We start from the raw sequence: 26605 nt of genomic DNA, 5'->3' as shown, positions 1-26605 counted from the left end.
GTGCCGGATCGGCGGAAGGTCCAGCGATCCTGATGTCTTCCCCCTCACATTCCCACGCTCACGAGCACCAGCACCCGGTGGTTGAGCACGACCACCTCAAGCGCAAGCTCAAGGCCCGCCACCTGACCATGATTGCCATCGGCGGCGCGGTCGGCACCGGGCTGTTCGTGGCCTCGGGCGCCTCGATCGCGCAGGCCGGCCCCGGCGGCGCGCTGCTGATGTATATGCTGCTCGGCCTGATGGTCTATTGCCTGATGACCAGCCTGGGCGAGCTGGCGGTGCATATGCCGGTGGCCGGCTCCTTTGTCACCTACAGCGCGCTCTACGTCGACGAAGGCTTCGGCTTCGCGCTGGGCTGGAACTACTGGTTCAGCCTGGCGGTGACCATCGCCGTGGAACTGACCGCGGCGCAGCTGGTGATGCAGTACTGGTTCCCCGAAATGCCCGGCGTGGTCTGGAGCGCCGCGTTCCTGCTGCTGATGTTCGGGCTCAATGCGTTCTCGGTGCGCGGCTTCGGCGAGGCCGAGTACTGGTTCGCGCTGATCAAGGTGGTGACCGTGATCGTGTTCCTGGGCGTGGGCCTGTTGATGATCTTCGGCATCATGAAGGGTGGCCCGCAGTCGGGCTGGCACAACTTCACCATGGGCGACGCGCCCTTTGTCGGCGGCATCCCGGCCATGATCGGCGTGGCGATGATCGCGGGCTTCTCCTTCCAGGGCACGGAAACGGTGGGCGTGGCCGCCGGCGAAGCGGAGAACCCGGCCAGGACCATCCCGCGCGCGATCCGGCAGACCTTCTGGCGCATCCTGCTGTTCTATGTAATCGCGATCCTGATCATCGGGGTGCTGATTCCCTATACCGATCCCAGCCTGCTGCGCAACGACGTCACCGACGTGGGCGTGAGCCCGTTTGCGCTGGTGTTCCGCCACGCCGGCCTGGCCTTTGCCGCGGGGCTGATGAACGCGGTGGTGCTGACCGCGCTGCTCTCGGCCGGCACCTCCAGCATGTATGTGTCGACCCGGATCCTCTACGGCCTGGCCGTCAGCGGCCGCGCGCCGCGCGCGTTCGGCAAGCTGACCGCGAGCGGCGTGCCGTTCAATGCGCTGCTGGCCACCACCGCCGTGGGCGCGCTGTGTTTCTTCAGTTCGCTGTTCGGGGACAAGGCGGTCTACCTGTGGCTGCTCAACACTTCGGCCATGACCGGCTTCTTTGCCTGGCTGGGCATTGCCATCAGCCACTATCGCTTCCGTCGCGGGCTGGTGCACCAGGGCTATGACGTGAGCATGCTGGCGTACCGCTCGCCGCTCTATCCCTTCGGCCCCATCTTTACCGTGGTGCTGTGCGTGGTGATCGTGGCCGGGCAGAACTACCAGGCGTTTGCGGATATTCCGAACCGGTGGCCGGAGATCGTGGCGACCTATATCGGCGTGCCGGCGTTCCTGGCGCTGTGGTGGGGGTACCGGGCCGTGAAGAAGTCGCGGCTGATTGATTACGAGGATATGCCGTTTGACTTGCCGAAGCCGCAGGTTCGCTCCCCTCTCCCGCTTGCGGGAGAGGGGCAGGGGGTGAGGGCAGGCGCTGGCATACCACCGGAATGACTTCGCAGGGGTGCTCCGCCCTACCGGCGCAAATCCATGATGAGCGCCGGATCAGACCTCCAGCCACTCCTTTCTCACCTGCGAGTTGGCCTTCAGCTCCGCGGGCGTGCCTTCGAACACGATGTGCCCGTGCCCCATCACGTAGACGCGCTGGGAAATGTCCAGCGCGATCGCCAGCTTCTGCTCGATCAGCAGCACGGAAATACCCCGCTCCTTCAGCGTCTTCAGGTAGTCCCCGACCAAGGCCACGATCATCGGCGCCAGCCCTTCGGTCGGTTCGTCGATCAGCACCAGGTCGGGGTCGCCCATCAGCGTGCGGCACAGCGTCAGCATCTGCTGCTCGCCGCCGGAGAGCACGCCGGCCGAGGTGTTCTCGCGCTCCTTCAGCCGCGGGAACATGTTGAACATGTCCTCGACGGTCCAGCGCGGCCTGGCCTGCCGTGGGTTGCGCTTCTCGCCCAGCAGCAAATTCTGCCGCACCGTCAGGGTCGGAAAGATGTCGCGGTTCTCCGGCACATAGCCAATCCCGAGGTGCGCGATTTCGAAGGTACGCCGGCCCAGGATCTCCTCGTCGCGAAACCGCACCGAGCCCTCGGCCTTGACCATGCCGAGGATGGCCTTGGCCATGGTCGAGCGCCCCACCCCGTTGCGCCCCAGCAGCGCGACGATCTCGCCTTCGTCGATATGCGCGTCCACGCCGTGGAGGATATGGCTCTTGCCGTAGTAGGCGTGCAGGCCCTGGACGTTCAGCATGCGCTTGCCCATCAGTGCGCTCCTTCGGTGGCGTCTTCGTCGAGGGTGGTGCCCAGGTAAGCCTCCTTGACCTTGCGGTTGTTGCGGATGGCCTGCGGGGTGTCCGTGGCGATCACTTCGCCGTAGACCAGCACAGAGATGCGGTCGGCCAGGCCGAACACCACGCTCATGTCGTGCTCCACCATCACCAGGGTCTTGCCGACGGTGACCTTGCGGATCAGTTCGACCGCGTGATCGGACTCGGAGCGGCTCATGCCCGCGGTGGGCTCGTCCAGCAGGATCACCTCGGCGCCGCCGGCGATGGTGATGCCAATCTCCAGCGCACGCTGCTCGGCATAGGTCAGCAGGCCCGCCTGGCTATCGCGGCGGTGCTGCATGCCAATCAGCTCCAGCACCTCCTCCGCGCGCTCGCGCGTGTCGCGCAGGCCCTTGAGCCGGTGCCAGAACGAATACTTGTAGCCGAGCGACCACAGCACCGCGCAGCGCAGGTTCTCGAACACCGACAGCCGATGGAAGATGTTGGTGATCTGGAAGCTGCGCGACAGCCCCATGCGGTTGATCACGAAGGGCTGCAGCCCGCCGATCTCCGCGCCGTTCAGGCGCACCGTGCCGCTGGTCGGCGCAAAGCGCCCCGAGATCAGGTTGAAGGTGGTCGACTTGCCCGCCCCGTTCGGCCCGATCAGCGCATGGCGCTCACCCTTCGGGATGCTCAGGTTCACGCCGCGGATGATCTCCGTCTGGCCGAACTTCTTGCGTACATCGGTCAGTTCCAGTGCCGCTGTCATGCCCTGCCTCCTGCGATTTCCATCTGTACCTTGTCCCACGCGCTGCGCACCCGCGCCGCCGCCAGGCGCCAGGCGAACAGCCCAGCCGCCCACAGCACGGCCGCCACCAGCCATGGCGTCCAGGTTGCGGCATCGAAGCCGACGCCGAACAGCGACATCGCGGTGCCGTTGGCGCTGTCGACCTGCACCTTGTAGACCAGCTCGACCGTCAGGATCATGGCCAGCAGCAGCACCACGCCGGCGCCGCCGGCACGCGCATAGGACGGCAGCATGCGGCCCAGCTTGCCCTTGCCCAGCAGCGGCATCTGCATCAGCAGCAGGCTGGCCAGCCCGCCCGGCACGAACATCACCATCAGCACGAAGAACAGGCCCAGGTACAGCAGCCAGGCCTTGGTCAGGTCCGACAGCGCCACCGCGAACAGCACGAACACCACCGCGCCGATGATGGGCCCGAAGAACACGCCCGCGCCGCCGATGAACACCGCCAGCAGCACGCCGCCGGAGCGCACCGCGCTGACATTCTCGGCCGAGACGATCTCGAAGTTGATGGCGCCCAGGGCTCCGGCGATACCGGCGAAGAATGCTGACAGGATCAGCACCAGGTAGCGCACGCGCTGGGTGTTGTAGCCGATGAACTCGACCCGCTCGGGGTTGTCGCGCACGGCGTTGGCGATGCGGCCCAGCGGCGTCTGCGTCCAGGCGTACATCGCCACCATCGACAGCAGGCACCACGCCGCGATCAGGTAGTACACCTGGCGCCCCGGCCCGAAGGTGATGCCCAGGAACGGGTCACCGACCACGCGGTTGGTGGAGATGCCACCCTCGCCGCCGAAGAACTCCGGGAACATCAGCGAGCTGGCGAACACCATCTCGCCGATGCCCATGGTGATCATGGCAAAGGTGGTGCCGGACTTCTTGGTGGTGACGTAGCCGAAGATCACGCCGAAGAAGGCGCCCGCCAGGCCGCCCACCAGCGGCAGCATCGACACCGGCAGCCAGACCTTGCCCGCCCCGATCATATTCAGCACATGCACGGCGATAAACGCGCCCAGGCCGGAGTAGACCGCGTGGCCGAACGACAGCATGCCGGTCTGCCCGAGCAGCATGTTGTACGACAGCGCGAAAATGATCATGATGCCCATCTGCGACATCAGCGTGATGGCGAAGCCCCCGGTGAAGACCAGCGGCAGCACCAGCATGACCAGCACGGTCAGGCTCCAGATGATCCAGCGCGCCAGGTTCAGCGGGCTGTAGCGCAGGGTGCGGCCGGTCACCACCGGCTCGCGGCGTTGTTGCATCGCTTGCTCCATGGTCTCAGCTCTCCCGGGTTCCCATCAGTCCACGCGGGCGGAAGATCAGCATCACCACCAGCAACAGGTACGGCAGCACCGGCGCCACCTGGGCCACCGTGAGCTTCCACAAGGAATAGAACGGCGTGGCCTCGCTGACGGCCAGCCCCAGGCTGGTCATCAGGCCCGCCAGCGAGGCGTCGATGGTGACCGCGAAGGTCTGCAGCACGCCGATCAGGATCGACGCAATGAAGGCGCCCACCAGCGATCCCATGCCGCCCACCACCGCCACCACGAACACGATCGACCCGACCGCCGCGGCCATCGACGGCTCGGTGACAAAGGCATTGCCCCCGATCACCCCCGCCAGCCCGGCCAGCGCGGCGCCGCCGCCAAACACCATCATGAACACGCGCGGCACGTTGTGGCCCAGCGCCTCGACCATTTCCGGATGCGTCAGCGCGGCCTGGATCACCAGCCCGATGCGGGTACGCGTCAGCACCAGGTAGATCGCCACCAGCATGCCCAGCGACACCAGCATCATGAAGGCGCGGTACTTGGGGAAGGACGAGGTGAACACCGTGAACAGCGGCCCGTCCAGCTCCGCGGGAATCCGGTACGGCACCGCCGCCAGGCCCCACACCAGCTTGACGCCCTCTTCCATCAGGTAGGCCAGGCCGAAGGTGAACAGCAGCTCGGCCACGTGGCCGTATTTGTGCACCGTGCGCAGGCCGAAGCGCTCCACCAGCGCGCCCGCGCCCGCCACCAGCAGCGGCGCGAAGATCAGCGCCGGCCAGAACCCGACCTTGCTGGCGATGGTGTAGGCAAAGTAGGCGCCCAGCATGTAGAAGCTGGCGTGGGCGAAATTGAGCACGCCCATCATGCTGAAGATCAGCGTAAGGCCCGATGACAGCATGAACAGCAGCAGCCCGTAGCTGATGCCGTTCAGCAGTGAGATGACGAAGAATTCCACAGCGTGTCCTTCAAGCTGGCGCCGCCATGCGGGGGCATGCCGGCATCCGTCCGGTTGGATTGAGGGTGAGCGTCCCCCTCCGGGGGGCGGATGCCCGCCCCGGACGCTCCCCGGTATCGACCGAAAAAGACCGAAAGTATGCAGGATCGGGCGGCCACTTTGTCAGCGTGGCCGGCCCGTCACGGACAGGATCAGCCCGGCCGCTTCATCTGGCAGGAAGTCGGCTGGGCCGACACGTACTGGTCCATCAGCGCGTTGGTCCTCCAGCCGTAGCCGGTGTTTTCCTGGTCGTACTTGATTTCCTTGCCATCCACCTTGGTCCAGGTGGCGACCACCAGCGACTGCTGCGCCTGGTGATCCGAGTTGCGCATCTCCACCGTGCCGTTCATGCTGTCGACCTTGATCCCCTCGAGCGCCTTGGCGACCTTGATCGGATCGGTCGATCCGGTGTCCTTGAAGGCCTTGGCCAGCATGGCAATGCCGGTGTAGGAGGCCATCACGTAGAAGTCATCGTTGTACTTCTTCTTGAAGCCCTCGATGACATCCGCCCCCTTGAACCCCTTGTTGTTGGGGTTGTAGTAGCCGACATACTTGACGTGCTCTGCGCCGGTGGCGCCCATCGCCGTGGGCACGCCGGTGGTGCCGGCGTAGTAGGTGTAGTAGTTGGTGGTCAGGCCGGCATCCTTGCCCGCCTTGATCAGCAGCGCCAGGTCGCTGCCCCAGTTGCCGGTGATCACGGTATCGGCGCCAGAGGCCTTGATCTTGGCCGCGTACGGGGCAAAGTCCTTGACCTGCGCCAGCGGGTGCAGGTCTTCACCGACGATCTGGATATCCGGGCGCTTGCGCTTCAGGTAGTCCTTGGCCGCGCGCGCCACCTGGTGGCCGAACGAGTAGTTCTGGTTGATCAGGTAGACCTTCTTGACGTTCGGGTCCTTGGCCAGGAAGGTGGTCAGCGCCTCCATCTTCATGTCCGAGTTGGCGTCGAGCCGGAAATGCCAGTAGTTGCATTTGGCATTGGTCATGTCCGGGTCCACCGCGGCGTAGTTCAGGTAGACGATCTCCTTGCCCGGATTGCGCTCGTTGTGCTTGGCCACCGCATCCTGCAGCGCCAGCCCGACCGACGAGCCGTTGCCCTGCACGATATAGCGGATGTTCTGGTCGACCGCCTGCTTGAGGATGGTCAGGCTTTCCTGCGGCGACAGCTTGTTGTCGAAACCCACCACCTCGAACTTGTGCGCGCCGGCCCAGTTCTTCTGGTTGGCGATGTCGGCGACATACTGCCAGCTCTTGAGCTGGTTCTGCCCAACGGGAGCCATCAGCCCCGATAGCGGGTCAATGAAGGCGATCTTCACCGTATCCGCGAGTGCGGTACCTGAAACCAGCGCAGAACCCAGTGCGGCAAACACGGCCACACCGGCCACCAGCGGACGCAATTTGGTCATACCTGTCTCCTTCACTCTTGTCGTTGGCTTGTCGTCGTATTTGGCTGGCTGCGCGGCGTCCTCCATGCCACGCCCTGCAGCCGGCCCCCGGACACGCCATGCCGCAAGCAGGCATGGCGCACCGGAAAGCGCGTGCCGGCGTCAGGCGGTCGGCAGCTTGTAGTCCTTGAACTGCTCGCGCAGCTTGAGCTTCTGCATCTTGCCGGTGGCGGTCAGCGGGATCTCGGTGACGAAGGCCACGTCGTCCGGGATCCACCACTTGGCGACCTTGCCCTCGAAGAACTGCAGCAGTTCTTCACGGGTGACTTCGACGCCGGGCTTCTTCACCACCACCAGCAGCGGGCGTTCGTCCCACTTGGGGTGGTAGGCCGAGATGCAGGCCGCCATATGCACCGCGGGGTGCGCGGCGGCGACGTTCTCGATATCGATCGACGAGATCCATTCGCCGCCGGACTTGATCACGTCCTTGCTGCGGTCGGTGATCTGCATGAAGCCATCGGCGTCGATGGTGGCAACGTCGCCGGTCGGGAACCAGCCGTCGGCCAGCGGGTTGGCATCGTTGCGGAAGTAGCGGTCGATGATCCACGGCCCGCGCACCATCAGGTCGCCGAAGGCCTTGCCGTCCCACGGCAGCTCGTTGCCGTCGCCATCGACGATCTTCATGTCGACGCCGAAGATCACGCGGCCCTGCTTCTCCTGGATCTTGTGGCGGTCGGCGTCGGACAGGTCCTGGTGCTTGGCCAGCAGCTTGCACGACGTGCCCAGCGGCGACATCTCGGTCATGCCCCAGGCGTGGATCACCTCGACGCCCAGCGCCTCGAGCGCGCGGATCATCGCCGGCGGCGCGGCCGAGCCGCCGATCACGGTGCGGTGGAAGGTGGAGAACTTGAGCTTGTTCGATTGCACGTGCTGGATCAGGCCAAGCCACACCGTCGGCACGCCAGCGGAGAAGGTGACCTTCTCTTGCTCGAACAGCTCATAGATCGAGGCCCCGCCCAGCTTGGCACCGGGCAGCACCAGCTTGGCGCCGACCAGCGGCACCGAGTACGGCAGGCCCCAGGCATTGACGTGGAACATCGGCACCACGGGCAGGATCACGTCGCTGGCGGAACAGCCCAGCGCGTCCGGCATGGCCGACGCATACGAGTGCAGCACCGTCGAGCGGTGCGAATACAGCGCGCCCTTTGGGTTGCCGGTGGTGCCCGACGTATAACACAGGCTCGACGCCTGGTTCTCGTCGAACTGCGGCCATTCGTAGTTGCCGTCCTGCGCGTCGACCAGCTCCTCGTAGCACAGCAGCGGCACCTTGGATTCGGCCGGCATATGCGCGCGGTCGGTCATCGCCACCCAGCCCTTGACGTTGGGGCAATGCGGCGCAACGCCTTCCACCAGCGGCAGGAAGGTCAGGTCGAAGAAGATATAGCCGTCTTCCGCGTGGTTGACGATATAGGCAATCTGCTCGGGGAACAGGCGCGGGTTGATGGTATGGCAGACGGCGCCCATGCCGGACACGCCGTAGTAAATCTCCAGGTGGCGGTAGCCGTTCCAGGCCAGCGTGCCGACGCGCTCGCCCTGCTTCACGCCCAGTGCGCCGAGCGCCTGCGCCAGCTTGCGGGCGCGCAGTTCGCAATCGCGGTACGTATAGCGATGCAGGTCGCCCTCCGTGCGCCGCGAGACGATCTCGGTGCTGCCGTAGTAACGCGCGGCGTGTTTGATGATGGAGGAAATGAGCAGCGGCGCGCTCATCATTTGACCCATCAATGCCATGAACCTGCCTCCTGAATGTCTTGTGTAATCCGCCTGAAAACGAACAACCGTACTATTTTTTGGCGGTCGTTTCCATGCACCAAATCGGCATCCGGCCGATCTCGTTGTGCACTGCCGTACTGTCGTTGCGTATTGCCGTCGGGGTTGCCGTCGGTATTGCCATCGAATTCGGGGCCGCAATTCTGCGAAAAGCCCATGCACCGGATTCATGTGCGCACTGAAAGAGAAAAATAACCGTGCGGTGCATGGCGGCATTCACTCGGTCGAGCGGTCGAGTGCCGTTGAGGACGTACAATACTGCGTGGCATGTTGCACCTCAACATGTCGTTTTCCCTAGCCACCATCGCATTTTCGTGCGCCCGGCATGCCGCGCTGCACCGCCTTTTACGCGGTTCGCCGCACATCGACGAACGCACGGAATTCGCACCGCCCCTTGCGCCCCGAGGCGCCCCTACGCGATGCCAGACACGCCCCAGTCACAAGCTCCGCAGCCCTCCGACGCAGCCACGCCGGCCACGCTGTCCGTGCCCTTTCGCACCGCGCCCGGCTTCGCCGAACTCGGCATGCAGTTCTTTACGCGCCTGCGTCCCACGCCGCTGCCGTCACCCTACCTGGTGGGGGTGGCGCCGGCCGCGGCGGCCCTGCTCGGATGGGAGGCCAACATCGGCAGCCGCGAGGACTTTATCGAGACCTTTGTCGGCAACCAGGTGCCGGACTGGGCCGACCCGCTCGCCAGTGTGTATTCCGGGCACCAGTTCGGGGTGTGGGCCGGCCAGCTCGGCGATGGCCGTGCCATCCGCCTGGCGCAGGCCGAGACCGCCACCGGTCCGTGGGAAATCCAGCTCAAGGGCGCGGGCCTGACGCCCTACTCGCGCATGGCCGATGGCCGCGCGGTGCTGCGCTCGTCGATCCGTGAGTACCTCTGCTCCGAAGCCATGGCCGCGCTGGGCATACCGACCACGCGCGCACTGTCGATCATGGGCTCGGACGCGCCGGTGCGGCGCGAGACCATCGAAACCGCCGCGGTGGTGACCAGGCTGTCGCCGACCTTTATCCGCTTCGGGCACTTCGAGCATTTCGCCGCGCACGACGACGTGGCCGCGCTGCGCAAGCTGGCGGATTTCGTCATCGACAACTTCATGCCCGCGTGCCGCGACGACGCCCAGCCCTACCAGGCGCTGCTGCGCGAGGTCTCGCTGCGCACCGCCGACCTGATCGCGCACTGGCAGGCGGTGGGCTTCTGCCATGGCGTGATGAACACCGACAATATGTCGATCCTGGGCCTGACCATCGACTACGGCCCATTTGGCTTCCTGGACGCATTCGACGCCAACCATATCTGCAACCACTCCGACACGCAGGGCCGCTACGCCTACAGCCAGCAGCCGCAGGTGGCGTTCTGGAACCTGCACTGCCTGGCCCAGGCGCTGCTGCCGCTGTGGCTGGGACCGGAGGATGCCGACAAGGAAGGCGCGCGCGACGCCGCCGTGGAAGCCGCGCGCGCGGCGCTGGACCCGTTCCGCGACCGCTATGCCGCGGCATTCTTCCGCCACTACCGCGCCAAGCTGGGCCTGCGCCCGCCCGCCGGCGGCGACGACAAGAGCGATGAGCCACTGCTGACCAGCCTGTTCCAGCTGCTGCACGGCCAGCGCGTGGACTACACGTTGTTCTGGCGCAAGCTGTGCGGCATTTCGTCCACCGATGCCTCGCGCGACGCGCCGGTGCGCGACCTGTTCCTGGATCGTGCCGCCTTTGACACGTGGGTGGCCGACTATCGCGTGCGCCTGCGCGCCGAGCAGTCGCACGATGCCGCGCGCGAACTGGAAATGCTGGCGGTCAACCCCAAATACGTGCTGCGCAACCACCTGGCCGAAACCGCGATCCGGCACGCCGGCGAGAAGGACTTCACCGAAGTGGACCGGCTGCTGGCAGTGCTGTCGCGCCCCTTCGACGAACAGCCGGAGGCAGAACACTACGCGGCGCTGCCGCCGGACTGGGCGTCCGGCCTGGAGGTCAGTTGCTCGTCGTGACGCCATGTGATCCGCGCCCTGCACGCCGGCGCCAGCCGGTGTAAGGTTCGCGCAGTTCGCACGACCAATGCCTTAACTGAGGAACCCATCCGAGGAAGCCCTGCGAGGACAAACCATGACCACCACCAAGACCGACGCCGAGTGGCGTGAACAACTCTCCGACATCGAATACCGCGTGACGCGCGAGGCCGCCACCGAGCGCCCATTCACCGGCCGCTACTGGGACCACTGGGACAACGGCATCTACCACTGCGTGGGCTGCGGCACGCCGCTGTTCGAATCCGCCACCAAGTTCGATGCCGGCTGCGGCTGGCCCAGCTATTTCCGCGCCATCAACGGCGAGGTGATTGCCGAGCACGTCGATCACAGCCACGGCATGACGCGGGTGGAGGTACGCTGCAAGGAATGCGGCAGCCATCTGGGCCATGTCTTCGAAGATGGCCCGGCCCCGACCGGCCTGCGCTATTGCATCAACTCGGCTGCGCTAAAATTCGATGATCGCGACCCGGCACAGCGTGCGGCGGATGATGCCCACGCCGCCGGCAGCGGCGACAAACCCCGGCGCGACCCGCAGCGCTGAACGCTCCGGCAAGGACGCCGGACACAACCTGGTACCGCATGAAATTCCTGTTCGACCTGTTCCCGGTCATCCTGTTTTTTGCCGCTTTCAAGCTGGCTGACATCTACACCGCCACCGCAGTGGCCATTGGCGCCACGGTGCTGCAGATCGGCTGGGTCTGGTTCCGCCACCGCAAGGTCGAGCCGATGCAGTGGGTCAGCCTGCTGATCATCGCGGTGTTCGGCGGCGCCACGCTGGTGCTGCACAACGAGACCTTCATCAAGTGGAAGCCGACCGTGCTCTACTGGATGTTCGCGGTAGCGCTGCTGGGCTCGGTGATCGGCTGGCGCAAGAACCTGATCCGCGCCATGATGGAAAAACAGGTGACCCTGCCCGACCCGGTGTGGGCGCGGCTGAACGCCGCCTGGGCCGGCTTCTTTGCCGCCATGGGCGTGCTGAACCTGTATGTGGCCTACCAGTTCTCGACCGAGACCTGGGTCAACTTCAAGCTGTTCGGCAGCATGGGGCTGATGCTGGTGTTCATCGTCGCCCAGAGTGTTTGGCTGTCGCGCCACATGCCCGAGAACAGCCAGGACTGACAGCCCCGCCCCCGCACCCCTGAAACGAAGGAAACCATTGATGGCAGCCGATCCCGCCACTATCGAGGCGATGCTGCGCGAAGCGCTCGCCCCCAGCCACCTGGCCGTGCGCGACGACAGCGCGCTGCACGCCGGACATGCCGGCGCCGCATCCGGCGGCGGACATTACGACGTGACAATCGTCAGCGAGCGCTTTACGGGTCACAGCCGGGTTGCGCGACACCGCATGGTGTATGATGCGCTGCGCGGTCTGTTCCCCGCGCAGATCCACGCACTTGCCGTGACTGCGTTCACCGACCAAGAGTACCAATCCCGCGCATCATCACGCGATTCTTCCAGCAACTCTCAGACCTGATTCCATGAAGACCACCGTCCTCTCGTTCAGCCTGGCGGCTGTGCTTGCTGCCGGCAGCCTGCCGGCCATCGCCCAGAATGCCGCCGTCGTGAATGGCAAGGCCATTTCATCGGCAAAGCTGGACAAGTTGATCGCCGGCACCGGCCAGCCCGACAACCCGGAGCTGCGCTCGCGCGCGCGCAACATGCTGATCGACCGCGAACTGCTCTCGCAGGAAGCCAACAAGCGCGGCCTGACCCAGCGCGACGACGTGCAGGAACAACTGGAACAGGCCCGCCTGAACGTGCTGGCCGGCGCAGTGTTCGAAGACTACGTGAAGACCCACGGCGCCAGCGACGCCGAGTTGCGCAAGCAGTACGACAAGATCAAGTCGCAGTTCGGCAACGGCAAGGAATACCACGCCCGCCATATCCTGGTGGAAAAGGAAGCCGACGCCAAGGCGATCATCATCAAGATCAAGGGCGGCGCCAAGTTCGAAGACATGGCCAAGGCCTCGTCCAAGGACCCGGGCTCCGCAGCCAACGGCGGCGACCTGGACTGGGCCAACAGCAGCAGCTACGTGCCTGAGTTCTCGGCAGCCATGACCGGCCTGAAGAAGGGTCAGCTGACCGATACGCCGGTCAAGACCCAGTTCGGCTGGCATATCATCGAACTGGTCGACGTGCGCGACGCCAAGATCCCGTCGTTCGAAGAGGTCAAGCCGCAGTTGACGCAGATGCTGATGGGGGACCAGAACTGGCAGCGCGAGCAGTTCCAGGCCATGATGAAGTCACTCAAGGACAAGGCCAAGATCCAGTAAGGCACGGTCCGGTCGCCCCCGCCGGTCCTGCAAGATTCAAGGATGCAGCGCGTGGAGTCGACTGGCCGTTACTGGCAACTCTGGCATCTCTCGTCCCGGGGCATGTGCTATTGCGCACTTGCCTGGGCGACCCTGGACGGCGCCGCCCCCGGCTGGCGCCAGCTCCACCCCTACCTGCCCCTGCGTGACCGTTACGCGCCCGAGAAGATCCTGCACGCCGTGGTGGCGTACAAGGAGGCTCGCGGCGAGATCAGGCCGCCTCCCGGTTTTGAATCGGGGCGCATGCTGACCTACGCGTATGCGTCATGGAGTTCACGCCTGCTCCCTCCGCTTGCCGGCTGAACCCTGCCTTCACTGGCGCAGGTCGTAGCGCCACCCCGTTTCATCGAGCTGCGTGATACTGTCGGCAACCAGTCCGACCAGCGCGTCCAGCATCTTGCTGCCCTTTTCCGCGCTGGCCCAGGTCGGGTCACCGGTGGCGCCGGTCGCCGAAACCTCGGCGATATCCCACATGATCTGTACGCGCTCGCCAATGCGGATGCTGTCTACCGGCATCTGCCGCATGGCCTTACCCAGGTCGCACAGGTCCGGACGCACCGCCATGGTGATCGAGGTTTCACCTTCGCCGCCGTGGCCCAGTCCATTCCACTCAGCGAAGAAGCCGTCGCCAAGCCGGCTGCCGATCACCGACCACCAGGCAGGCAGGAAGGCGAACACCACCTCCGGGTGGCGCTGCTTGACCTTGCGCTGGGCGATCTCGAGCGGCGCAATATTGCCGTCGTGCCCGTTCAGCACAAAGATGTGCCGGATATCGTAGGCAATCAGGCTCTCGAAGATGTCCTCGGCGAGCGCCGTCACCGTCTCGAGGCGCAGCGAGACCGCCATCGGGTTGGCGTTGTAGTGCATCGAGGTGCCGAACGGCACGCCGGGGACCACGATGGTCCGTTCAAGCCGTTGCGCCGCCAGCCGTGCCACTTCGGCGGGAACGAACAGGTCCGGCCCGAGCGGCAGGTGCCCGCCGTGGCTTTCGCAGCTGCCAAAAACGGTGATGGCGCTGTCTATGCCGCCAGCGGCAAACATGGCCTCCAGTTCGGCCGTGGAGAACTCGTTCAGCAAGACTTTCTTCATGATGCGTTCTCCGCCAGCGGCTGCGCTTTCGCGTTCAGGACCGGATGCAACAACAGGTACACCAGCACCGTGGCCAGCAGCGCCACCAGCCCGTTGGGCCAGTCGGGCAGCCAGCGGTTCAGCTCGAGGCCGAGCCCCAGTGCCATGCCGACCAGCGCGGCGCCGACACCGGCCCGGTTGAATGCAGGCTGCCGGTCGAGTTCGCGAACGTCATAGCGGCCTTTGTGCCGGATATAGAAATCCGCCAGCAGCGGGCCGGCCAGCGGCGGCGCCATGATGCCGAGGTAGTTGATGAACTGCGCGAAGAACATCTGGTAGAAGCCCAGCGCACCGAGCACGGTGCCAAGCAGCCCCGCCACCAGCACCAGCTGCCGCTTGCCGGCGCGGATCCCGCAGGAATGCAGCACCGGGCCGGTATAGAGCGCATTGCAGTAAAGTTCCGCGTCGTTGGTGGTCCACAGCGACAAGGTCCAGGTGAGCGCGCCCACCAGGGCCAGCAGGAAGCTCTTCTCCAGCATCCACGAGACGTAGTTGTATTCACCGACCGTGACGGTGCCGATATAGCCGACGATATTGAGCAGCGGGTTGGTCAGCCGGAAGCAGGCGGCCGAGCCCAGCCAGACCGCCCTGGCATTGCGGTTGAAGCGGAACAGGTCGACGCCCATGATGGCGCCGGCGATCCAGCTGCCGACCAGCATGGTCACGGCCGACGACAATGGCAGGCCGTCCTTCTGCGACGAGGCAGCGATAAAGCTGCCAAGCCCGCCGCCCTCGTCGACCATGCCGATGCCGACCAGCACCGCGATCAGCATGATGACGGGCGCCACCGGCACCGCCAGGCGCTCCAGCCCTTTCATGCCGGACATCGAGGTCGCGGTGAACAGCAGGCCGCAGGTCACGCATGCCAGGAACACTTCCAGCGTGATCGGCGCGATGTCGAATCCCAGGCGGGCCGGGTCAAGCACGGTGATGCCGCTCGGATTGCCGATGAACGCGCCCCAGATGTCGCCCACCATGCCGGTGATGGCGGAGAACCAGCCCAGCGTCAGCAGCCCCATCGCCAGCATCGGCAGGTTCATGCCCCTGGCACCGTAGGCATAGCGGCACAACAGCGCCAGGCTCAGGCCGGTGCGTTGCGCGATGATGCCCAGCAGTCCGGTCAGCACGAACAGGATGCCCATGCCGATGGCGATGGCCAGCAGGGCCATGGGGAAGGAAACACCCGCGCCGCCCGCCGGCCCGGCCAGCGTGCCACCGATGAACAGGCCAGTGGCAACGTAGCCAAACCCAACCCATACCATCACCTGCTTTCCAGGTCGGCCTGCGCGCATCGGGCGGGACCGGGGCGAACATATAGTCTGCATCGACTGCCGGGGACGACTGCACCTTCTGATTCATGATGGGATCTCCGAATCCACCGTTCCGTGTTCGAGCGACCCGGATGCAAGGGAACCAGCCCTGCATCCGATCGTGAGTCAGCGCGAGAGTAACAGTGCGAAAGCGGCAGGAAATGCGGAAGATTCCAAGATGCGTAGCGAAATGGCCGTCGCCATCCGGGCTTTGGCTGCTTGCATCGCCGAAAAACTAAAAAGCCACCGGCACTGCCGGTGGCTCTTGGTTGGGACGAAGGGCGCAGGCCCTGGGCTGCTGCTTACCCCACCCACTTCCGCGCATTGCGGAACATCCGCATCCACGGGCTGCCGCCGTCAGCAACCTGCTTCCACGCATCCGGCGCCCAGCTCATGGTCGCGGCACGGAACACGCGTTCCGGGTGCGGCATCAGCACGGTGAAGCGGCCATCGACGGTGGTCACCGAGGTAATGCCGTCAGGCGAGCCGTTCGGGTTGAGCGGATAGGTCTGCGTGACCGCACCGTAGTTGTCGACAAAGCGCAGCGCCACGTGGGCCTGGTCGATATTGCCCTGCTGCGAGAAGTCGGCAAAGCCTTCGCCGTGGGCGACAACGATCGGGATGCGGCTGCCTTCCATGCCGGCGAAGAAGATCGACGGCGAGGACTGCACTTCCACGGTCACGTAGCGCGCCTCGTATTGCTCCGACTGGTTGCGCGTGAATTGCGGCCAGGCGCCTGCGCCCGGGATGATCGGGGCCAGGTTGCTCATCATCTGGCAGCCGTTGCACACGCCCAGCGCAAAGGTGTCCTGGCGGTTGAAGAAGGCCGCGAACTGCTCGGCCATCTGCGCGTTGAACAGGATGGTCTTGGCCCAGCCCTCGCCCGCGCCCAGCACGTCGCCGTAGCTGAAGCCGCCGCAGGCAACGAAACCGCTGAAGTCGGCCAGGTTGGCACGGCCGGCGATCAGGTCGCTCATATGCACGTCGTGCGTGTCGAAGCCCGCGCGGTCCATGCTGTACGCCATCTCGATCTGCGAGTTGACGCCCTGCTCGCGCAGGATCGCCACGCGCGGACGGGCGCCGGTGGCGATGAACGGGGCGGCGATGTCTTCGGCCGCATCGAAGGTCAGCACCGGGCTGATGCCGGGGTCGGCGGCATCCAGCAGGCGGTCATATTCGCTGTCGGCGCAGGCCGGGTTGTCGCGCAGGCGCGCGATGCGCCAGCTGACTTCGCTCCAGTTGCGCTGCAGGTCGGTACGCGAGGCGCCGAAGACCTTCTTGGCATCGCGGTAGACCTCGATCTGGTCGGTCGCGTTGGGCTTGCCCACCACATGGCTGCAGGCCGACAAGCCGGCTTCGCGCAGCACGGCGAAGACCGTGTCGCGGTCTTCCATGCGCACCTGCACCACCGCACCCAGCTCTTCCGAGAACAGCGCGCGCAGGGTCTGGTCGTTGCGGCGCTCGGCAATCTGCTGCGCCCAGTTCTTGGCGTCGCCGTAGTCCTGCTCCTGCTGCGGGTCCAGCGCCAGCATGTCGACGTTTAGCGACACGCCGCAGTGGCCGGCAAAGGCCATTTCCGCCAGCGCAGCCATGAAGCCGCCGTCGGAACGGTCATGGTAGGCCAGCAGCTTGCCTTCGCGGTTCAGGCGCTGGACCACGTTGAAGAAGTTCTTCAGGTCTTCGGCATTGTCGACGTCCGGGGCGCTGTCGCCCACCTGCTGCATGACCTGCGCCAGGATGCTGCCAGCCATGCGGTTCTTGCCACGGCCCAGGTCGACGGCGATCAGCACGGTGTCGCCGGCGTCGGTGCGCAGTTGCGGCGTCAGCGTGCGGTTGACGTCGTCCACCGCGGCAAAGGCCGAGATGATCAGCGACACCGGCGCGACCACTTCCTTGTTGACGCCGTCGTCCTGCCACTTGGTGCGCATCGACAGCGAATCCTTGCCGACCGGGATGCTGATGCCCAGCGCCGGGCACAGTTCCATGCCGACGGCGTGCACGGTGTCATACAGCTTGGCGTCTTCACCTTCCACGCCGCAGGCCGCCATCCAGTTGGCCGACAGCTTGACCTTGCCCAGGTCCTTGACCGGCGCCGCCGCCAGGTTGGTCAGCGCCTCGCCGATCGCCATGCGGCCCGATGCCGGCGCGTTGATCACGGCCAGCGGGGTGCGCTCGCCCATGGTCATCGCCTCGCCGGCGTTGCCCTTGTAGTCGAGCGTGGTCACAGCTACGTCAGCCACCGGCACCTGCCACGGGCCGACCATCTGGTCACGCGCGTTCATGCCGCCCACTGTGCGGTCGCCAATGCTGATCAGGAACGACTTGCTGGCCACGGTCGGATGGCGCAGCACGTCGCGCACGGCCTGCTCCAGGCTGATGCCGGTCACGTCCACGGCCGGCAATGCCTCTTCCACGCGCTTGACGTCGCGGTGCATGCGCGGCGGCTTGCCCAGCAGCACGTCCATCGGCATGTCGACGGCGTAGTGCTCCTTGAGCGCGGCATCGACGCTGGCGTCGACCAGCTGCAGCTGCTTTTCTTCGGTGGCGATGCCGACCACGGCGAACGGCGAGCGCTCGCGCTGGCACATGGCCTGGAACTGCGGGAAGCTGTCCGGCGCGATCGCCAGCACATAGCGCTCCTGCGACTCGTTGCACCAGATCTCGGCCGGCGACAGGCCGGACTCTTCCAGGTGCACCTGGCGCAGGTCGAAGCGCGCGCCGCGGTCGGCGCCGTCCACCAGTTCAGGGAAGGCGTTGGAGATGCCGCCCGCGCCGACGTCATGGATCGACAGGATCGGGTTGGCGTCACCGAGCTGCCAGCACGCGTTGATCACTTCCTGCGCGCGGCGCTCCATTTCGGGGTTGCCGCGCTGGACCGAATCGAAGTCCAGGTCGGCGGTGTTGGTGCCGGTCGCCATCGAGCTGGCGGCGCCGCCGCCCATGCCGATGCGCATGCCCGGGCCACCCAGCTGGATCAGCAGCGTGCCGGCCGGCAGCGGGTTCTTGTGCGTGTGCCCGGCATCGATATTGCCGATGCCGCCCGCGATCATGATCGGCTTGTGGTAGCCGCGCACGGTGCCGCCCACGTTCTGCTCGTAGACGCGGAAGTAGCCGCCCAGGTTGGCGCGGCCGAATTCATTGTTGAAGGCGGCGCCGCCGAGCGGGCCATCGATCATGATCTGCAGCGGCGAGGCGATGCGGTCCGGCTTGCCGGTCACGCCGGGCTTGTCGTCCGGATTGCGGTGCGCCACCGGCTGGGCGGCGTCGCGGTCGTTTTCCCAGGATTCGACCGCTTCAGGCAGCATCAGGTTGGACACCGTGAACCCGGTCAGGCCGGCCTTGGGCTTGGCGCCGCGGCCGGTCGCGCCCTCGTCGCGGATTTCACCGCCGGCGCCGGTGGAGGCACCCGGGAACGGCGAGATCGCGGTCGGGTGGTTGTGCGTCTCCACCTTCATCAGCGTGTGGGTCAGCGCCTCGTGGCGGCCGTACTTGTGGTCGCCGCCGCGCGGGAACCAGCGCTCGGCAACGTCGCCTTCCATCACCGCGGAGTTGTCCGAATAGGCCACGATCGAGCCCTGCGGATTGAGCTGGTGCGTATTGCGGATCATCGCGAACAGCGACTTGTCCTGCTGCACGCCGTCGATGGTCCAGGTGGCGTTGAAGATCTTGTGGCGGCAGTGCTCGCTGTTGGCCTGCGCGAACATCATCAGCTCGACGTCGGTCGGGTTGCGCTCCAGCTTGGCATAGGCCTCGACCAGGTAGTCGATCTCGTCCTCGGACAGCGCCAGGCCCATCTCGACATTGGCCGCGGCCAGCGCGCTGCGCCCGCCCGAGATGTCGATAAAGCGCAGCGGCTTAGCCGGCAGTTCCTGGAACAAGCCGGCGGCATCGTCACGCGTGGCGACCACGGTCTCGGTCATGCGGTCGAACAGGTGCGCGGCGACGGCGGCGCGGGTGTCCGCGTCCAGCGTCTTGCGGCCGCGCAGCAGGCCCTTCTTGCAGACGACGGTGATTTCGATGCCGCGCTCGATGCGGTGGATATGCGTCAGGCCGCAGTTATGGGCGATGTCGGTAGCCTTGCTGGCCCACGGCGAGATCGTGCCGAAGCGCGGGATCACCACGAAGCGGTCGCCGTCGGACGGCTCGGCGAATGGCGCACCGTAGGTCAGCAGCGCCGCCACGCGGGACTGCTCTTCGGCCGACAGCGGCGTCTGTGCGTCAACAAAGTGCAGGAACTGGCCATGCACCGATTCAATATCGGCGTCGATCTGCCGCAGGGCGGTGAGCAGGCGTTGCTGACGGAAGGCGGAAAGCGCCAAAGCGCCGGGGAAGCACGAGAAATGCGCCATGATCGTAGCGGTCGGGAGGCGGTGAGGTAGGGGCTGCTGCTTAGCCGGCACCGCTGCATGGGGTGCCGACTGGCGGAAACCGCTATTGTACCTTGCCGGCACCCGGATTTTGCACTGCGACATCACGGCAAGGCCGTGTTAGGGCCTACCCTGATAATGCTTATGCGTCACTTTGACCAAATGGACGGCTCAGAGTGACGTCGCCGAGCGCGCGGCCTGCTCGTACAGGCCGGTCAGCACCCGCATCAGCCGGGCGAGTTCGCCGATCTCGGCATTTTCTTCGCTGCCTTCGGTGAAGTTGCTGGTCAGGCATTGTTCGCGGATCTCGCGGTAGCGCGCGCAGGCCTCGGTGCCGGCCGGGGTGGTCGAATAAGTGGCCTCCTTGCCGACCCGCTCCCCGCTCACCAGCCCCAGCCCCTGCAGCTTCTTCAATGCGTAGGTCACCAGGTGCGTGTCTTCCACGTTCAGCACGAAGCAGATATCGGCCAGCCGCTTGGGCCGCCCGCGATGGTTCACGTGATGTAGCACCAGCACGTCCAGGAAGGTCAGGTCGCGCACACCCGCCGCGCCCATGCAGCGCACCACCCAGCGGCTGTAGGCGTTGTAGGCGGTGTTCAGGCCGAACTCGAACTCGGACAGCTCGGGGCTGCGTACCGACACCAGGTGCGAGGACGACACGATATTGGACCCGGCCGCGCGCGACAGCGCGGTGGCCGGCCTTGCGTTACCGGCAACGGCAGGGGCATCGGCCACGGCGGCGGTGGTGTGCCCGCTCTCGGCTGGCTTGCGTGGCATGCGGGAGACTCCTTTCGATGGGGGCGGCGCTGACTAGCGGTGCTAGGTATAAGCCCCCGGCAATTTTAGCTTGACAGTTTATTGGCGAATTATGAGCATGAACACCTAATAAATACAGGTAAAGCATGAGGGAGGACGCCGGCCACGACTGGCTCCGCGCATGTGCACCGCGCCCTTCCCCGTGCTGGCAGGCGGCCGCCACCATGGCGGTGCCCGCCCCGCCCTCGCACCCCGTTTGCAGACCCCATGCCATCCATGCTTCCCGACCTCGACACCCTGAACACCCGCCTGCGCGACGGCGCCACCAGCCGTGCGCAGCTCATCGAGCAGGCGGCCACGCTTGCCGCCACGCCGGCTGCCGAGGCCGTGTTCCTGCACAGCACCTTCGAGGCCGCGGCCCAGGTCGCGCGCGCGGCCGATGCCGCCGGCCGCGCCGGCAAGGCGCTGCATCCGCTGACGGGGCTGCCGGTTTCGGTCAAGGACCTGTACGACGTGGCCGGCGAAGTCACCAGCGCGGCCTCGCTGGTGCGCAAGGATGCCGCGCCGGCCACGGCGGACGCCACCGTGGTCGCCCGCCTGCGCGCGGCAGGGGCAGCCCTGGTCGGGCGCACCAACATGACGGAGTTCGCGTTCTCGGGTGTGGGCATCAATCCCCACTACGGCACGCCGGTCAATCCGGCCGGCACGGATGGCGTGGAACGCATCCCGGGCGGCTCGTCGTCGGGTGCGGCCGTTTCGGTGGCGCTGGGGCTGGCGGTCGCGGCGCTTGGCAGCGACACCGGCGGTTCCATCCGCATCCCCGCGGCGCTGTGCGGCATCACCGGCTTCAAGCCCACCGCGCGGCGCGTGCCGCTGACCGGGGCCTTTCCGCTGTCGTACACGCTGGATACCGCCTGCGCGATGGCGCGCACGGTCAGCGACTGCATTGCCATGGACAGCGTGATTGCCGACAGCGCAGTGATCCCGCGCGTCACCAACCCCGCCGCCACGCGGCTGGCGATCCCGCGCCAGGTCCTGCTGGACGACCTCGACCCGGTGGTCGCACGCGCCTTCGACCGCGCCCTGGGCCGCCTGTCGGCAGCCGGCGTGCAGATCGAGCACGTCGACCTGCCGGAACTCGGCGAACTGGCCGGCCTGAACGCGCAAGGCGGCTTCAGTTCGGCCGAGGCCTACGCCATCCACCGCCATGTGCTGGCCACCCGGCGCGAGCTGTACGACCCGCGCGTGGCCTCGCGCATCGACCGCGGCGCCAATATCAGCGCCGCCGACTATATCGACCTGGGCCGCGCCCGGCTGGACTGGATCGCCCGCATGGAAGCGCGCCTGGCGCGCTTCGACGCCGTGGTCTGCCCGACCGTGCCAATGATCGCGCCCGAGATTGAGCCGCTGCGCACCGATGATGCGCAGTTCTTCCGCGTCAATGCCCTGCTGCTGCGCAATACCTCGGCCTTCAATTTCCTTGACGGCTGCTCGATCTCGATGCCCTGCCACGCGCCGGACGAGCTGCCCGTGGGCCTGATGCTGTCGCACGGCCCGATGCGCGATGCCGACCTGCTGGGCACGGCCCTTGCGTTGGAATGCATCGTGCAACCTTCACAGCGCGACGACTGAGCCTGCTGCCGCGCCGTTGATCTTGCGCCGACGTGCCCGCCAATGCGGGCGCGATCGGCACCAGGTAGTACGCAACCAGCAGTACAACCGCGCCCCCGCGCGCACACCAGGAGAGATCGAGATGCGAGTCAAGGCAATCGTTGCGGCCGGCCTGATGCTGGCCGCCGTGGCGGCACAGGCGGATACCAAATGGGACCTGCCTACCGGTTACCCGGTCAGCAACCTGCACACCGAGAACCTGCAGCAGATGGCCAGCGACGTGGACAAGGCCACCGGCGGCAAGCTCAAGATCGTGCTGCATCCCAACGGGTCGCTGCTCAAGGCCAATGAGATCAAGCGCGGCGTGCAGACCGGCCAGGTGCAGATGGGCGAAATCCTGATGTCGCTGCTGGCCAACGAGAACCCGGTGTTCGGCGTCGATGCGGTGCCGTTCCTCGCCACCAGCTACACCGATGCCTACAAGCTGTGGCAGGCGTCGCGCCCGGTCACCGAGAAGGTGCTCGACAAGCAGGGCCTGAAACTGCTGTACGCGGTAGCCTGGCCGCCGCAGGGCATCTACGCCAGCAAGCCGATCAATTCCGCCGCGGACATGAAGGGCCTGAAATGGCGCGCCTACAATCCCGCCACCTCGCGCATCGCCGAACTGGTGAGCGCGCAGCCAGTGACCATTCAGGCCGCCGACCTGGCGCAGGCGCTGGCCACGGGCACGGTCAACTCCTTCATGTCATCGGGCGCGACCGGGGTCGACACCAAGGTCTGGGAAAGCGTGAAGTACTTCTACACCGTCGACGCCTGGCTGCCCAAGAACATGCTGGTGGTCAGCAAGAAGGCCTTTGCCGCGCTGGACAAGCCGACCCAGGATGCGCTGCTCAAGGCCGTGGCCGATGCCGAGAAGCGCGGCTGGCAGGTCTCGGAGCAAAAGACCAAGGAGTACCTGGCCACCCTGTCGCGCAACGGCATGACGGTGCAGCCGCCTTCGCCGCAGCTCAAGGCCGACATGCAGAAGGTGGGCAAGGTCATGGTGGATGACTGGGCCAAGGGCGCGGGCGAGGACGGCAAGGCCATTCTGGACGCGTACCGGAAGTAAGGCCGCTGCCACCAGCGTTGCTCATTTACAAGGCAATCGTCATTTCCGCGCAGGCAGGAATGACGTTGCTTCACGCGTTCTGCCTCTCCTACCGCCGCCCATCATGCCAACTCCTACCCTCCCCAAGCGCTGGCTTGACCGCCTGCTCGACCTCTTCGCTGCGCTCGCGGCGCTGTGCATCTTCGCTGTCTGCGTGATCATGGTGCTGATGTCGCTGTCGCGCGAAACCGCGGTGACGTTCAAGGGCGGCGACGATTTCGTGGCCTGGCTGTGCGCCGCCTCGGCCTTCCTGATCCTTGGCCAGACCTTTCAGCACGGCGGCATCGTGCGTGTGGAGATGCTGCTGGAAGCGGTCGGCCCGCGCCGGCGCTGGGCACTGGAGGTGCTGTCGCTCTCCGTGTGCCTGATGTTCGCCGCCTATGCGGCCTGGGCGCTGGGCACCTTCGCCTGGCAGAGCTGGGAGATCGGCGACGTCTCGCAGGGCCAGATCGTGATTCCACTGTGGATTCCGCAGAGTTTCGCGGTGCTGGGCTGCATTGGCTTCCTGCTGGCGGTTGCCGACGAATGGCTGCGCGTGGTGCGCCGGCATAAGCCGCGCTACCAGCTGGCGCAGGAAGCCAAGCTCGCCGCTGGCGATTTCGGGGAGACGATCTGATGAGCACGGTATTGGTTGCGCTGGTTCTGCTGGTGGTGCTGATCGTCTTCCTCGCCATCGGCACTTGGATCCCGGTGGCGATCGCGGTCACCTCCTGGATCGGCCTGGTGGTGTTCTCCGACCGCGAGGCGCTGGTGAGCCTGGCCAATGCGTGGTGGTCGTCGAGCGCCTCGTACACGCTGGCATCGCTGCCGCTCTTTGTCTGGATGGGCGAGATCCTGTTCCGCACCAAGCTGAGCGAGCAGATGTTCAGCGGCCTCTCGCCGTGGCTGAACTGGCTGCCCGGGCGGCTGATGCACGTCAACATCCTGGGCTGCGGCATCTTCGGCTCGGTGTCGGGGTCGTCGGCGGCCACCTGCGCAACGATTGCCAAGTCGGCGCTGCCGGAGCTGACGCGCCGCGGCTACGACGAGCGCGTCACGCTCGGTTCGCTGTCCTGCGCGGGCACGCTCGGCATCCTGATCCCGCCGTCGATCACGATGGTGGTGTATGCAGTCTCGGCCGATGTGTCGATCATCCGCGTGTTCCTGGCGGGCTTTATTCCGGGGCTGATGCTGATGGCGCTGTTCTCGGGCTATATCGTGGTCTGGGCGTTGGCCAACCCGGACAAGACCCCGGCATCCGACCACTTCGGCTGGCGCGCGCGGCTGGCGTCGGTGCGGCAGCTGCTGCCGTGCATCGTGCTGATCGCCTTTATCGCCTGGGTCATGGTCACCGGCTACGCCACTGCCACCGAGGCCGCCGCCTACGGCGTAGTGGCGTCGCTGGGGCTGGCCTGGGCGGGCGGCTCGCTCACGCGCGCGGCGTTCTGGGACAGCCTGATGTCGGCGACGCGGCTGACCGCGATGATCATGTTCGTGCTGGGCGCGACTTCGTTCCTGTCGGTGACCATGAGCTTTACCGGCATCCCGCGCGCGCTGGCGGAATGGGTGGCGGCGCTGCACCTGTCGCCGTGGGCGCTGATCGCCGTGCTGACGGTGATCTACATCGTGCTGGGCACGGCGCTGGACGGCATCTCGATGATCGCGCTGACCACCGCGACGGTGCTGCCGATGGTGCAGGCGGCCGGCTTCGACCTGGTCTGGTTCGGCATCTTCATCGTGCTGCTGGTGGAGATCGCCGAAGTGACGCCGCCGGTGGGCTTCAACCTGTTCGTGCTGCAGAGCATGACCGGCAAGGACAGCAACTACATAGCGCGGGTCTCGCTGCCCTTCTTCATGATGATGGTGGTGGCCATCGCCATCATCACGATCTGGCCCGTCGTGGTGACCTGGCTGCCGGACATTGTCATGCAGCAGGAAGTCAAATAGCATTGGCCGGCCCCGCCCGGCCCCACCCCTTCCCGCCGGCACGGCAATGTGGAGGTTTCCCAGTCCGATGCATGTGATCGTCATCGGCGCCGGCGCGATCGGCGTCAGTTCCGCCTGGTACCTGCGGCAGGCCGGTTTCGACGTGACCGTGCTCGAACGCCGCGCCGCGCCGGCGCAGGAAGCCAGCTTCGGCAATGCCGGCGTGATCGCGCCCGGCTACGTCACGCCATGGGCCGCGCCGGGCATGCCCGGCAAGATCCTGCGCACGCTCTTTGCGCGCGAGGCGCCGGTCCTGTTCCGCCCTTCCGCCGACCCCGCCATGTGGCGCTGGATCGCGCGCTGGCTGCGCGAATGCCGGCTGGAGCGCTACCGCGCCAACAAGCTGCGCATGCAGCGGCTGGCGTTCTACAGCCGCGCGTGCCTGCACCGCCTGCGCAGCGAGCTGGAGATCGACTACGAGCAGTCGCAAGGCTATCTGCAGCTGTTCCGCACCGTGCGCGACCTCGACCTTGCCGCGCCCGCCGTGGCCCTGCTGCGCGAGAACAACGTGCCGCACCGGCTGGTCAGCGCGCAGGAATGCCGCCGCATCGAACCGGGCCTGGCGGCCGACACGCCGCTGGCTGGCGGGCTGCACCTGCCGGAAGACGAATCCGGCAACTGCCCGATGTTCGTGCGCGCGCTGCACCGGCATGCCGAGGCCGCGGGAGTATCGTTTCGCTTCGACACCCAGGTGGCGCGCGTCAGGCCAGACAACGCAGGCAAGCTGCAGGTCGAGCTGTCGCACGCCGACAAGCAGCGCCCTGGCCAGGTGCTGAGCGCCGACCGCGTGCTGGTCGCGGCCGGCGCCGACAGCACCGCGCTGCTGCGCCCGCTGGGCCTGCGCGTGCCGCTGTATCCGGTCAAGGGCTACTCGGTGACGGTGATAGTCCGCGACGAACTGCAGGCGCCGCTGGGCGCGCTGATGGATGAGTCCTACAAGGTCGCGATCACGCGCATGGGCAACCGCCTGCGCGTGGCGGGCACGGCCGAGCTGGGCTCACGCAAGCTTGATCTGCGGCCGGCCGCACTGAATACGCTGATCAAGGTCGCGCGCGACTGGTTCCCGGTGGCCGGCAACTACCAGGAAGCCACGCAATGGGTGGGCGCGCGGCCGATGCTGCCGGACGGACCGCCGCTGATCGGCCCTACGGCCGTGCCCGGCCTGTTCCTCAACCTCGGCCATGGCTCGACGGGCTGGGCGATGAGCTGCGGATCGGGCAAGATTGCGGCTGACCAGATCGCCGCCAGCGCCGGCCCCCATGGCGGCCCCGACATCGACATGGAGGGCCTGCTGCCCGACCGCTACGGCCTGGGGCCCGCCAGATAACCAGAT

22 protein-coding genes are annotated in these 26605 nt (G+C 66.3%); 12 read left to right on the top strand and 10 right to left on the bottom strand.

Annotated features, from left to right (window positions below; translation table 11 throughout):
- The first annotated feature begins 32 nt into the window (after window positions 1-32).
- A complete protein-coding gene (locus AC07UK_RS21425) occupies window positions 33-1598 on the top strand; it encodes an amino acid permease (RefSeq protein WP_436221540.1) in 1566 nt (521 codons plus the stop codon).
- Between the two features lie 51 nt (window positions 1599-1649).
- Here AC07UK_RS21425 and AC07UK_RS21420 read toward each other — a convergent pair whose 3' ends face one another.
- From AC07UK_RS21420 to AC07UK_RS21395, 6 genes are all read right to left on the bottom strand, one after another.
- Window positions 1650-2363 (bottom strand): ABC transporter ATP-binding protein, encoded by a 714-nt coding sequence (locus AC07UK_RS21420; protein WP_035820240.1) that lies wholly within the window; start codon window positions 2361-2363, stop codon window positions 1650-1652.
- The gene (locus AC07UK_RS21415) at window positions 2363-3136 is read right to left on the bottom strand and encodes an ABC transporter ATP-binding protein (RefSeq protein WP_114134672.1); all 774 of its coding nucleotides are present in this window, start codon (window positions 3134-3136) and stop codon (window positions 2363-2365) included. Before AC07UK_RS21415 ends, AC07UK_RS21420 begins: the two co-directional genes overlap by 1 nt.
- Window positions 3133-4446, bottom strand: a complete 1314-nt coding sequence (locus AC07UK_RS21410; RefSeq protein ID WP_436221539.1) for a branched-chain amino acid ABC transporter permease — start codon at window positions 4444-4446, stop codon at window positions 3133-3135. The genes AC07UK_RS21415 and AC07UK_RS21410 overlap by 4 nt, the downstream gene beginning before the upstream one ends.
- Before the next feature lie 4 nt (window positions 4447-4450).
- The gene (locus AC07UK_RS21405; protein WP_010810051.1) at window positions 4451-5398 is read right to left on the bottom strand and encodes a branched-chain amino acid ABC transporter permease; all 948 of its coding nucleotides are present in this window, start codon (window positions 5396-5398) and stop codon (window positions 4451-4453) included.
- A 191-nt stretch (window positions 5399-5589) separates the two neighbouring features.
- Window positions 5590-6840 carry a branched-chain amino acid ABC transporter substrate-binding protein gene (locus AC07UK_RS21400; protein ID WP_436221538.1) on the bottom strand — a complete coding sequence of 417 codons (1251 nt, stop codon included), beginning with the start codon at window positions 6838-6840 and terminating at the stop codon, window positions 5590-5592.
- A 141-nt stretch (window positions 6841-6981) separates the two neighbouring features.
- Window positions 6982-8607: a 3-(methylthio)propionyl-CoA ligase gene (locus tag AC07UK_RS21395; protein WP_494686268.1), complete on the bottom strand. Its 1626-nt coding sequence runs from the start codon at window positions 8605-8607 to the stop codon at window positions 6982-6984.
- A 458-nt stretch (window positions 8608-9065) separates the two neighbouring features.
- Here AC07UK_RS21395 and AC07UK_RS21390 point away from each other — a divergent pair, with 458 nt between their 5' ends.
- The 6 genes from AC07UK_RS21390 (at window position 9066) to AC07UK_RS21365 (ending at window position 13291) form a co-directional block, all read left to right on the top strand.
- Window positions 9066-10637 carry a protein adenylyltransferase SelO gene (locus AC07UK_RS21390; protein ID WP_436221536.1) on the top strand — a complete coding sequence of 524 codons (1572 nt, stop codon included), beginning with the start codon at window positions 9066-9068 and terminating at the stop codon, window positions 10635-10637.
- Between the two features lie 115 nt (window positions 10638-10752).
- On the top strand, window positions 10753-11217 hold the full coding sequence (msrB, locus tag AC07UK_RS21385) for a peptide-methionine (R)-S-oxide reductase MsrB (protein ID WP_013956525.1): 465 nt from the start codon (window positions 10753-10755) through the stop codon (window positions 11215-11217).
- A gap of 38 nt (window positions 11218-11255) precedes the next feature.
- On the top strand, window positions 11256-11795 hold the full coding sequence (locus tag AC07UK_RS21380; protein WP_018315370.1) for a septation protein A: 540 nt from the start codon (window positions 11256-11258) through the stop codon (window positions 11793-11795).
- Window positions 11796-11835: 40 nt separating this feature from the next.
- Window positions 11836-12150, top strand: coding sequence for a BolA family protein (locus AC07UK_RS21375; RefSeq protein WP_010810057.1), 315 nt, complete (start codon window positions 11836-11838; stop codon window positions 12148-12150).
- 4 nt (window positions 12151-12154) lie between these two features.
- Window positions 12155-12949 carry a peptidylprolyl isomerase gene (locus tag AC07UK_RS21370; protein ID WP_436221535.1) on the top strand — a complete coding sequence of 265 codons (795 nt, stop codon included), beginning with the start codon at window positions 12155-12157 and terminating at the stop codon, window positions 12947-12949.
- 42 nt (window positions 12950-12991) lie between these two features.
- Complete coding sequence (locus tag AC07UK_RS21365; RefSeq protein ID WP_436221534.1) at window positions 12992-13291, top strand: hypothetical protein; 300 nt, start codon at window positions 12992-12994, stop codon at window positions 13289-13291.
- Between the two features lie 9 nt (window positions 13292-13300).
- Here the strand turns inward: AC07UK_RS21365 and AC07UK_RS21360 are convergent, their stop codons facing one another.
- From AC07UK_RS21360 to AC07UK_RS21345, 4 genes are all read right to left on the bottom strand, one after another.
- On the bottom strand, window positions 13301-14077 hold the full coding sequence (locus AC07UK_RS21360) for a creatininase family protein (RefSeq protein ID WP_494686269.1): 777 nt from the start codon (window positions 14075-14077) through the stop codon (window positions 13301-13303).
- Window positions 14074-15378, bottom strand: coding sequence for a purine-cytosine permease family protein (locus AC07UK_RS21355; protein WP_494686298.1), 1305 nt, complete (start codon window positions 15376-15378; stop codon window positions 14074-14076). The genes AC07UK_RS21360 and AC07UK_RS21355 overlap by 4 nt, the downstream gene beginning before the upstream one ends.
- Window positions 15379-15728: 350 nt before the next feature.
- A complete protein-coding gene (gene purL, locus AC07UK_RS21350; RefSeq protein WP_436221531.1) occupies window positions 15729-19775 on the bottom strand; it encodes a phosphoribosylformylglycinamidine synthase in 4047 nt (1348 codons plus the stop codon).
- Between the two features lie 189 nt (window positions 19776-19964).
- Complete coding sequence (locus tag AC07UK_RS21345) at window positions 19965-20570, bottom strand: winged helix DNA-binding protein (protein ID WP_494686270.1); 606 nt, start codon at window positions 20568-20570, stop codon at window positions 19965-19967.
- Window positions 20571-20816: 246 nt separating this feature from the next.
- Between AC07UK_RS21345 and AC07UK_RS21340 the strand changes: the two genes are divergently transcribed.
- The 5 genes from AC07UK_RS21340 to AC07UK_RS21320 all read left to right on the top strand — a co-directional run bounded on the left by AC07UK_RS21340 (window position 20817) and on the right by AC07UK_RS21320 (window position 26599).
- On the top strand, window positions 20817-22181 hold the full coding sequence (locus tag AC07UK_RS21340; RefSeq protein ID WP_494686271.1) for an amidase: 1365 nt from the start codon (window positions 20817-20819) through the stop codon (window positions 22179-22181).
- Window positions 22182-22302: 121 nt separating this feature from the next.
- Entirely contained in the window at window positions 22303-23268 is a 966-nt protein-coding gene (locus AC07UK_RS21335; protein WP_436221528.1) for a TRAP transporter substrate-binding protein, read from the top strand.
- A gap of 103 nt (window positions 23269-23371) precedes the next feature.
- Window positions 23372-23923 (top strand): TRAP transporter small permease subunit, encoded by a 552-nt coding sequence (locus AC07UK_RS21330; RefSeq protein WP_436221527.1) that lies wholly within the window; start codon window positions 23372-23374, stop codon window positions 23921-23923.
- On the top strand, window positions 23923-25233 hold the full coding sequence (locus AC07UK_RS21325; RefSeq protein ID WP_436221526.1) for a TRAP transporter large permease: 1311 nt from the start codon (window positions 23923-23925) through the stop codon (window positions 25231-25233). The genes AC07UK_RS21330 and AC07UK_RS21325 overlap by 1 nt, the downstream gene beginning before the upstream one ends.
- A gap of 67 nt (window positions 25234-25300) precedes the next feature.
- Window positions 25301-26599, top strand: a complete 1299-nt coding sequence (locus AC07UK_RS21320) for a D-amino acid dehydrogenase (protein ID WP_436221525.1) — start codon at window positions 25301-25303, stop codon at window positions 26597-26599.
- Window positions 26600-26605 lie beyond the last annotated feature (6 nt).

This window comes from Cupriavidus sp. GW821-FHT07C08, assembly GCF_059419025.1.
This window is presented reverse-complemented; position numbering and strand designations above follow the sequence as displayed.

What these genes read in the sequence shown, in the direction of transcription:
- AC07UK_RS21425 (WP_436221540.1), top strand. Translation starts at nt 33, where the DNA reads ATGTCTTCCCCCTCACATTCCCACGCTCACGAGCACCAGCACCCGGTG.
- AC07UK_RS21420 (WP_035820240.1), bottom strand. Translation starts at nt 2,363, where the DNA reads ATGGGCAAGCGCATGCTGAACGTCCAGGGCCTGCACGCCTACTACGGC.
- AC07UK_RS21415 (WP_114134672.1), bottom strand. Translation starts at nt 3,136, where the DNA reads ATGACAGCGGCACTGGAACTGACCGATGTACGCAAGAAGTTCGGCCAG.
- AC07UK_RS21410 (WP_436221539.1), bottom strand. Translation starts at nt 4,446, where the DNA reads ATGGAGCAAGCGATGCAACAACGCCGCGAGCCGGTGGTGACCGGCCGC.
- AC07UK_RS21400 (WP_436221538.1), bottom strand. Translation starts at nt 6,840, where the DNA reads ATGACCAAATTGCGTCCGCTGGTGGCCGGTGTGGCCGTGTTTGCCGCA.
- AC07UK_RS21395 (WP_494686268.1), bottom strand. Translation starts at nt 8,607, where the DNA reads ATGGCATTGATGGGTCAAATGATGAGCGCGCCGCTGCTCATTTCCTCC.
- AC07UK_RS21390 (WP_436221536.1), top strand. Translation starts at nt 9,066, where the DNA reads ATGCCAGACACGCCCCAGTCACAAGCTCCGCAGCCCTCCGACGCAGCC.
- msrB (WP_013956525.1), top strand. Translation starts at nt 10,753, where the DNA reads ATGACCACCACCAAGACCGACGCCGAGTGGCGTGAACAACTCTCCGAC.
- AC07UK_RS21380 (WP_018315370.1), top strand. Translation starts at nt 11,256, where the DNA reads ATGAAATTCCTGTTCGACCTGTTCCCGGTCATCCTGTTTTTTGCCGCT.
- AC07UK_RS21375 (WP_010810057.1), top strand. Translation starts at nt 11,836, where the DNA reads ATGGCAGCCGATCCCGCCACTATCGAGGCGATGCTGCGCGAAGCGCTC.
- AC07UK_RS21370 (WP_436221535.1), top strand. Translation starts at nt 12,155, where the DNA reads ATGAAGACCACCGTCCTCTCGTTCAGCCTGGCGGCTGTGCTTGCTGCC.
- AC07UK_RS21365 (WP_436221534.1), top strand. Translation starts at nt 12,992, where the DNA reads ATGCAGCGCGTGGAGTCGACTGGCCGTTACTGGCAACTCTGGCATCTC.
- AC07UK_RS21360 (WP_494686269.1), bottom strand. Translation starts at nt 14,077, where the DNA reads ATGAAGAAAGTCTTGCTGAACGAGTTCTCCACGGCCGAACTGGAGGCC.
- AC07UK_RS21355 (WP_494686298.1), bottom strand. Translation starts at nt 15,378, where the DNA reads ATGGTATGGGTTGGGTTTGGCTACGTTGCCACTGGCCTGTTCATCGGT.
- purL (WP_436221531.1), bottom strand. Translation starts at nt 19,775, where the DNA reads ATGGCGCATTTCTCGTGCTTCCCCGGCGCTTTGGCGCTTTCCGCCTTC.
- AC07UK_RS21345 (WP_494686270.1), bottom strand. Translation starts at nt 20,570, where the DNA reads ATGCCACGCAAGCCAGCCGAGAGCGGGCACACCACCGCCGCCGTGGCC.
- AC07UK_RS21340 (WP_494686271.1), top strand. Translation starts at nt 20,817, where the DNA reads ATGCCATCCATGCTTCCCGACCTCGACACCCTGAACACCCGCCTGCGC.
- AC07UK_RS21335 (WP_436221528.1), top strand. Translation starts at nt 22,303, where the DNA reads ATGCGAGTCAAGGCAATCGTTGCGGCCGGCCTGATGCTGGCCGCCGTG.
- AC07UK_RS21330 (WP_436221527.1), top strand. Translation starts at nt 23,372, where the DNA reads ATGCCAACTCCTACCCTCCCCAAGCGCTGGCTTGACCGCCTGCTCGAC.
- AC07UK_RS21325 (WP_436221526.1), top strand. Translation starts at nt 23,923, where the DNA reads ATGAGCACGGTATTGGTTGCGCTGGTTCTGCTGGTGGTGCTGATCGTC.
- AC07UK_RS21320 (WP_436221525.1), top strand. Translation starts at nt 25,301, where the DNA reads ATGCATGTGATCGTCATCGGCGCCGGCGCGATCGGCGTCAGTTCCGCC.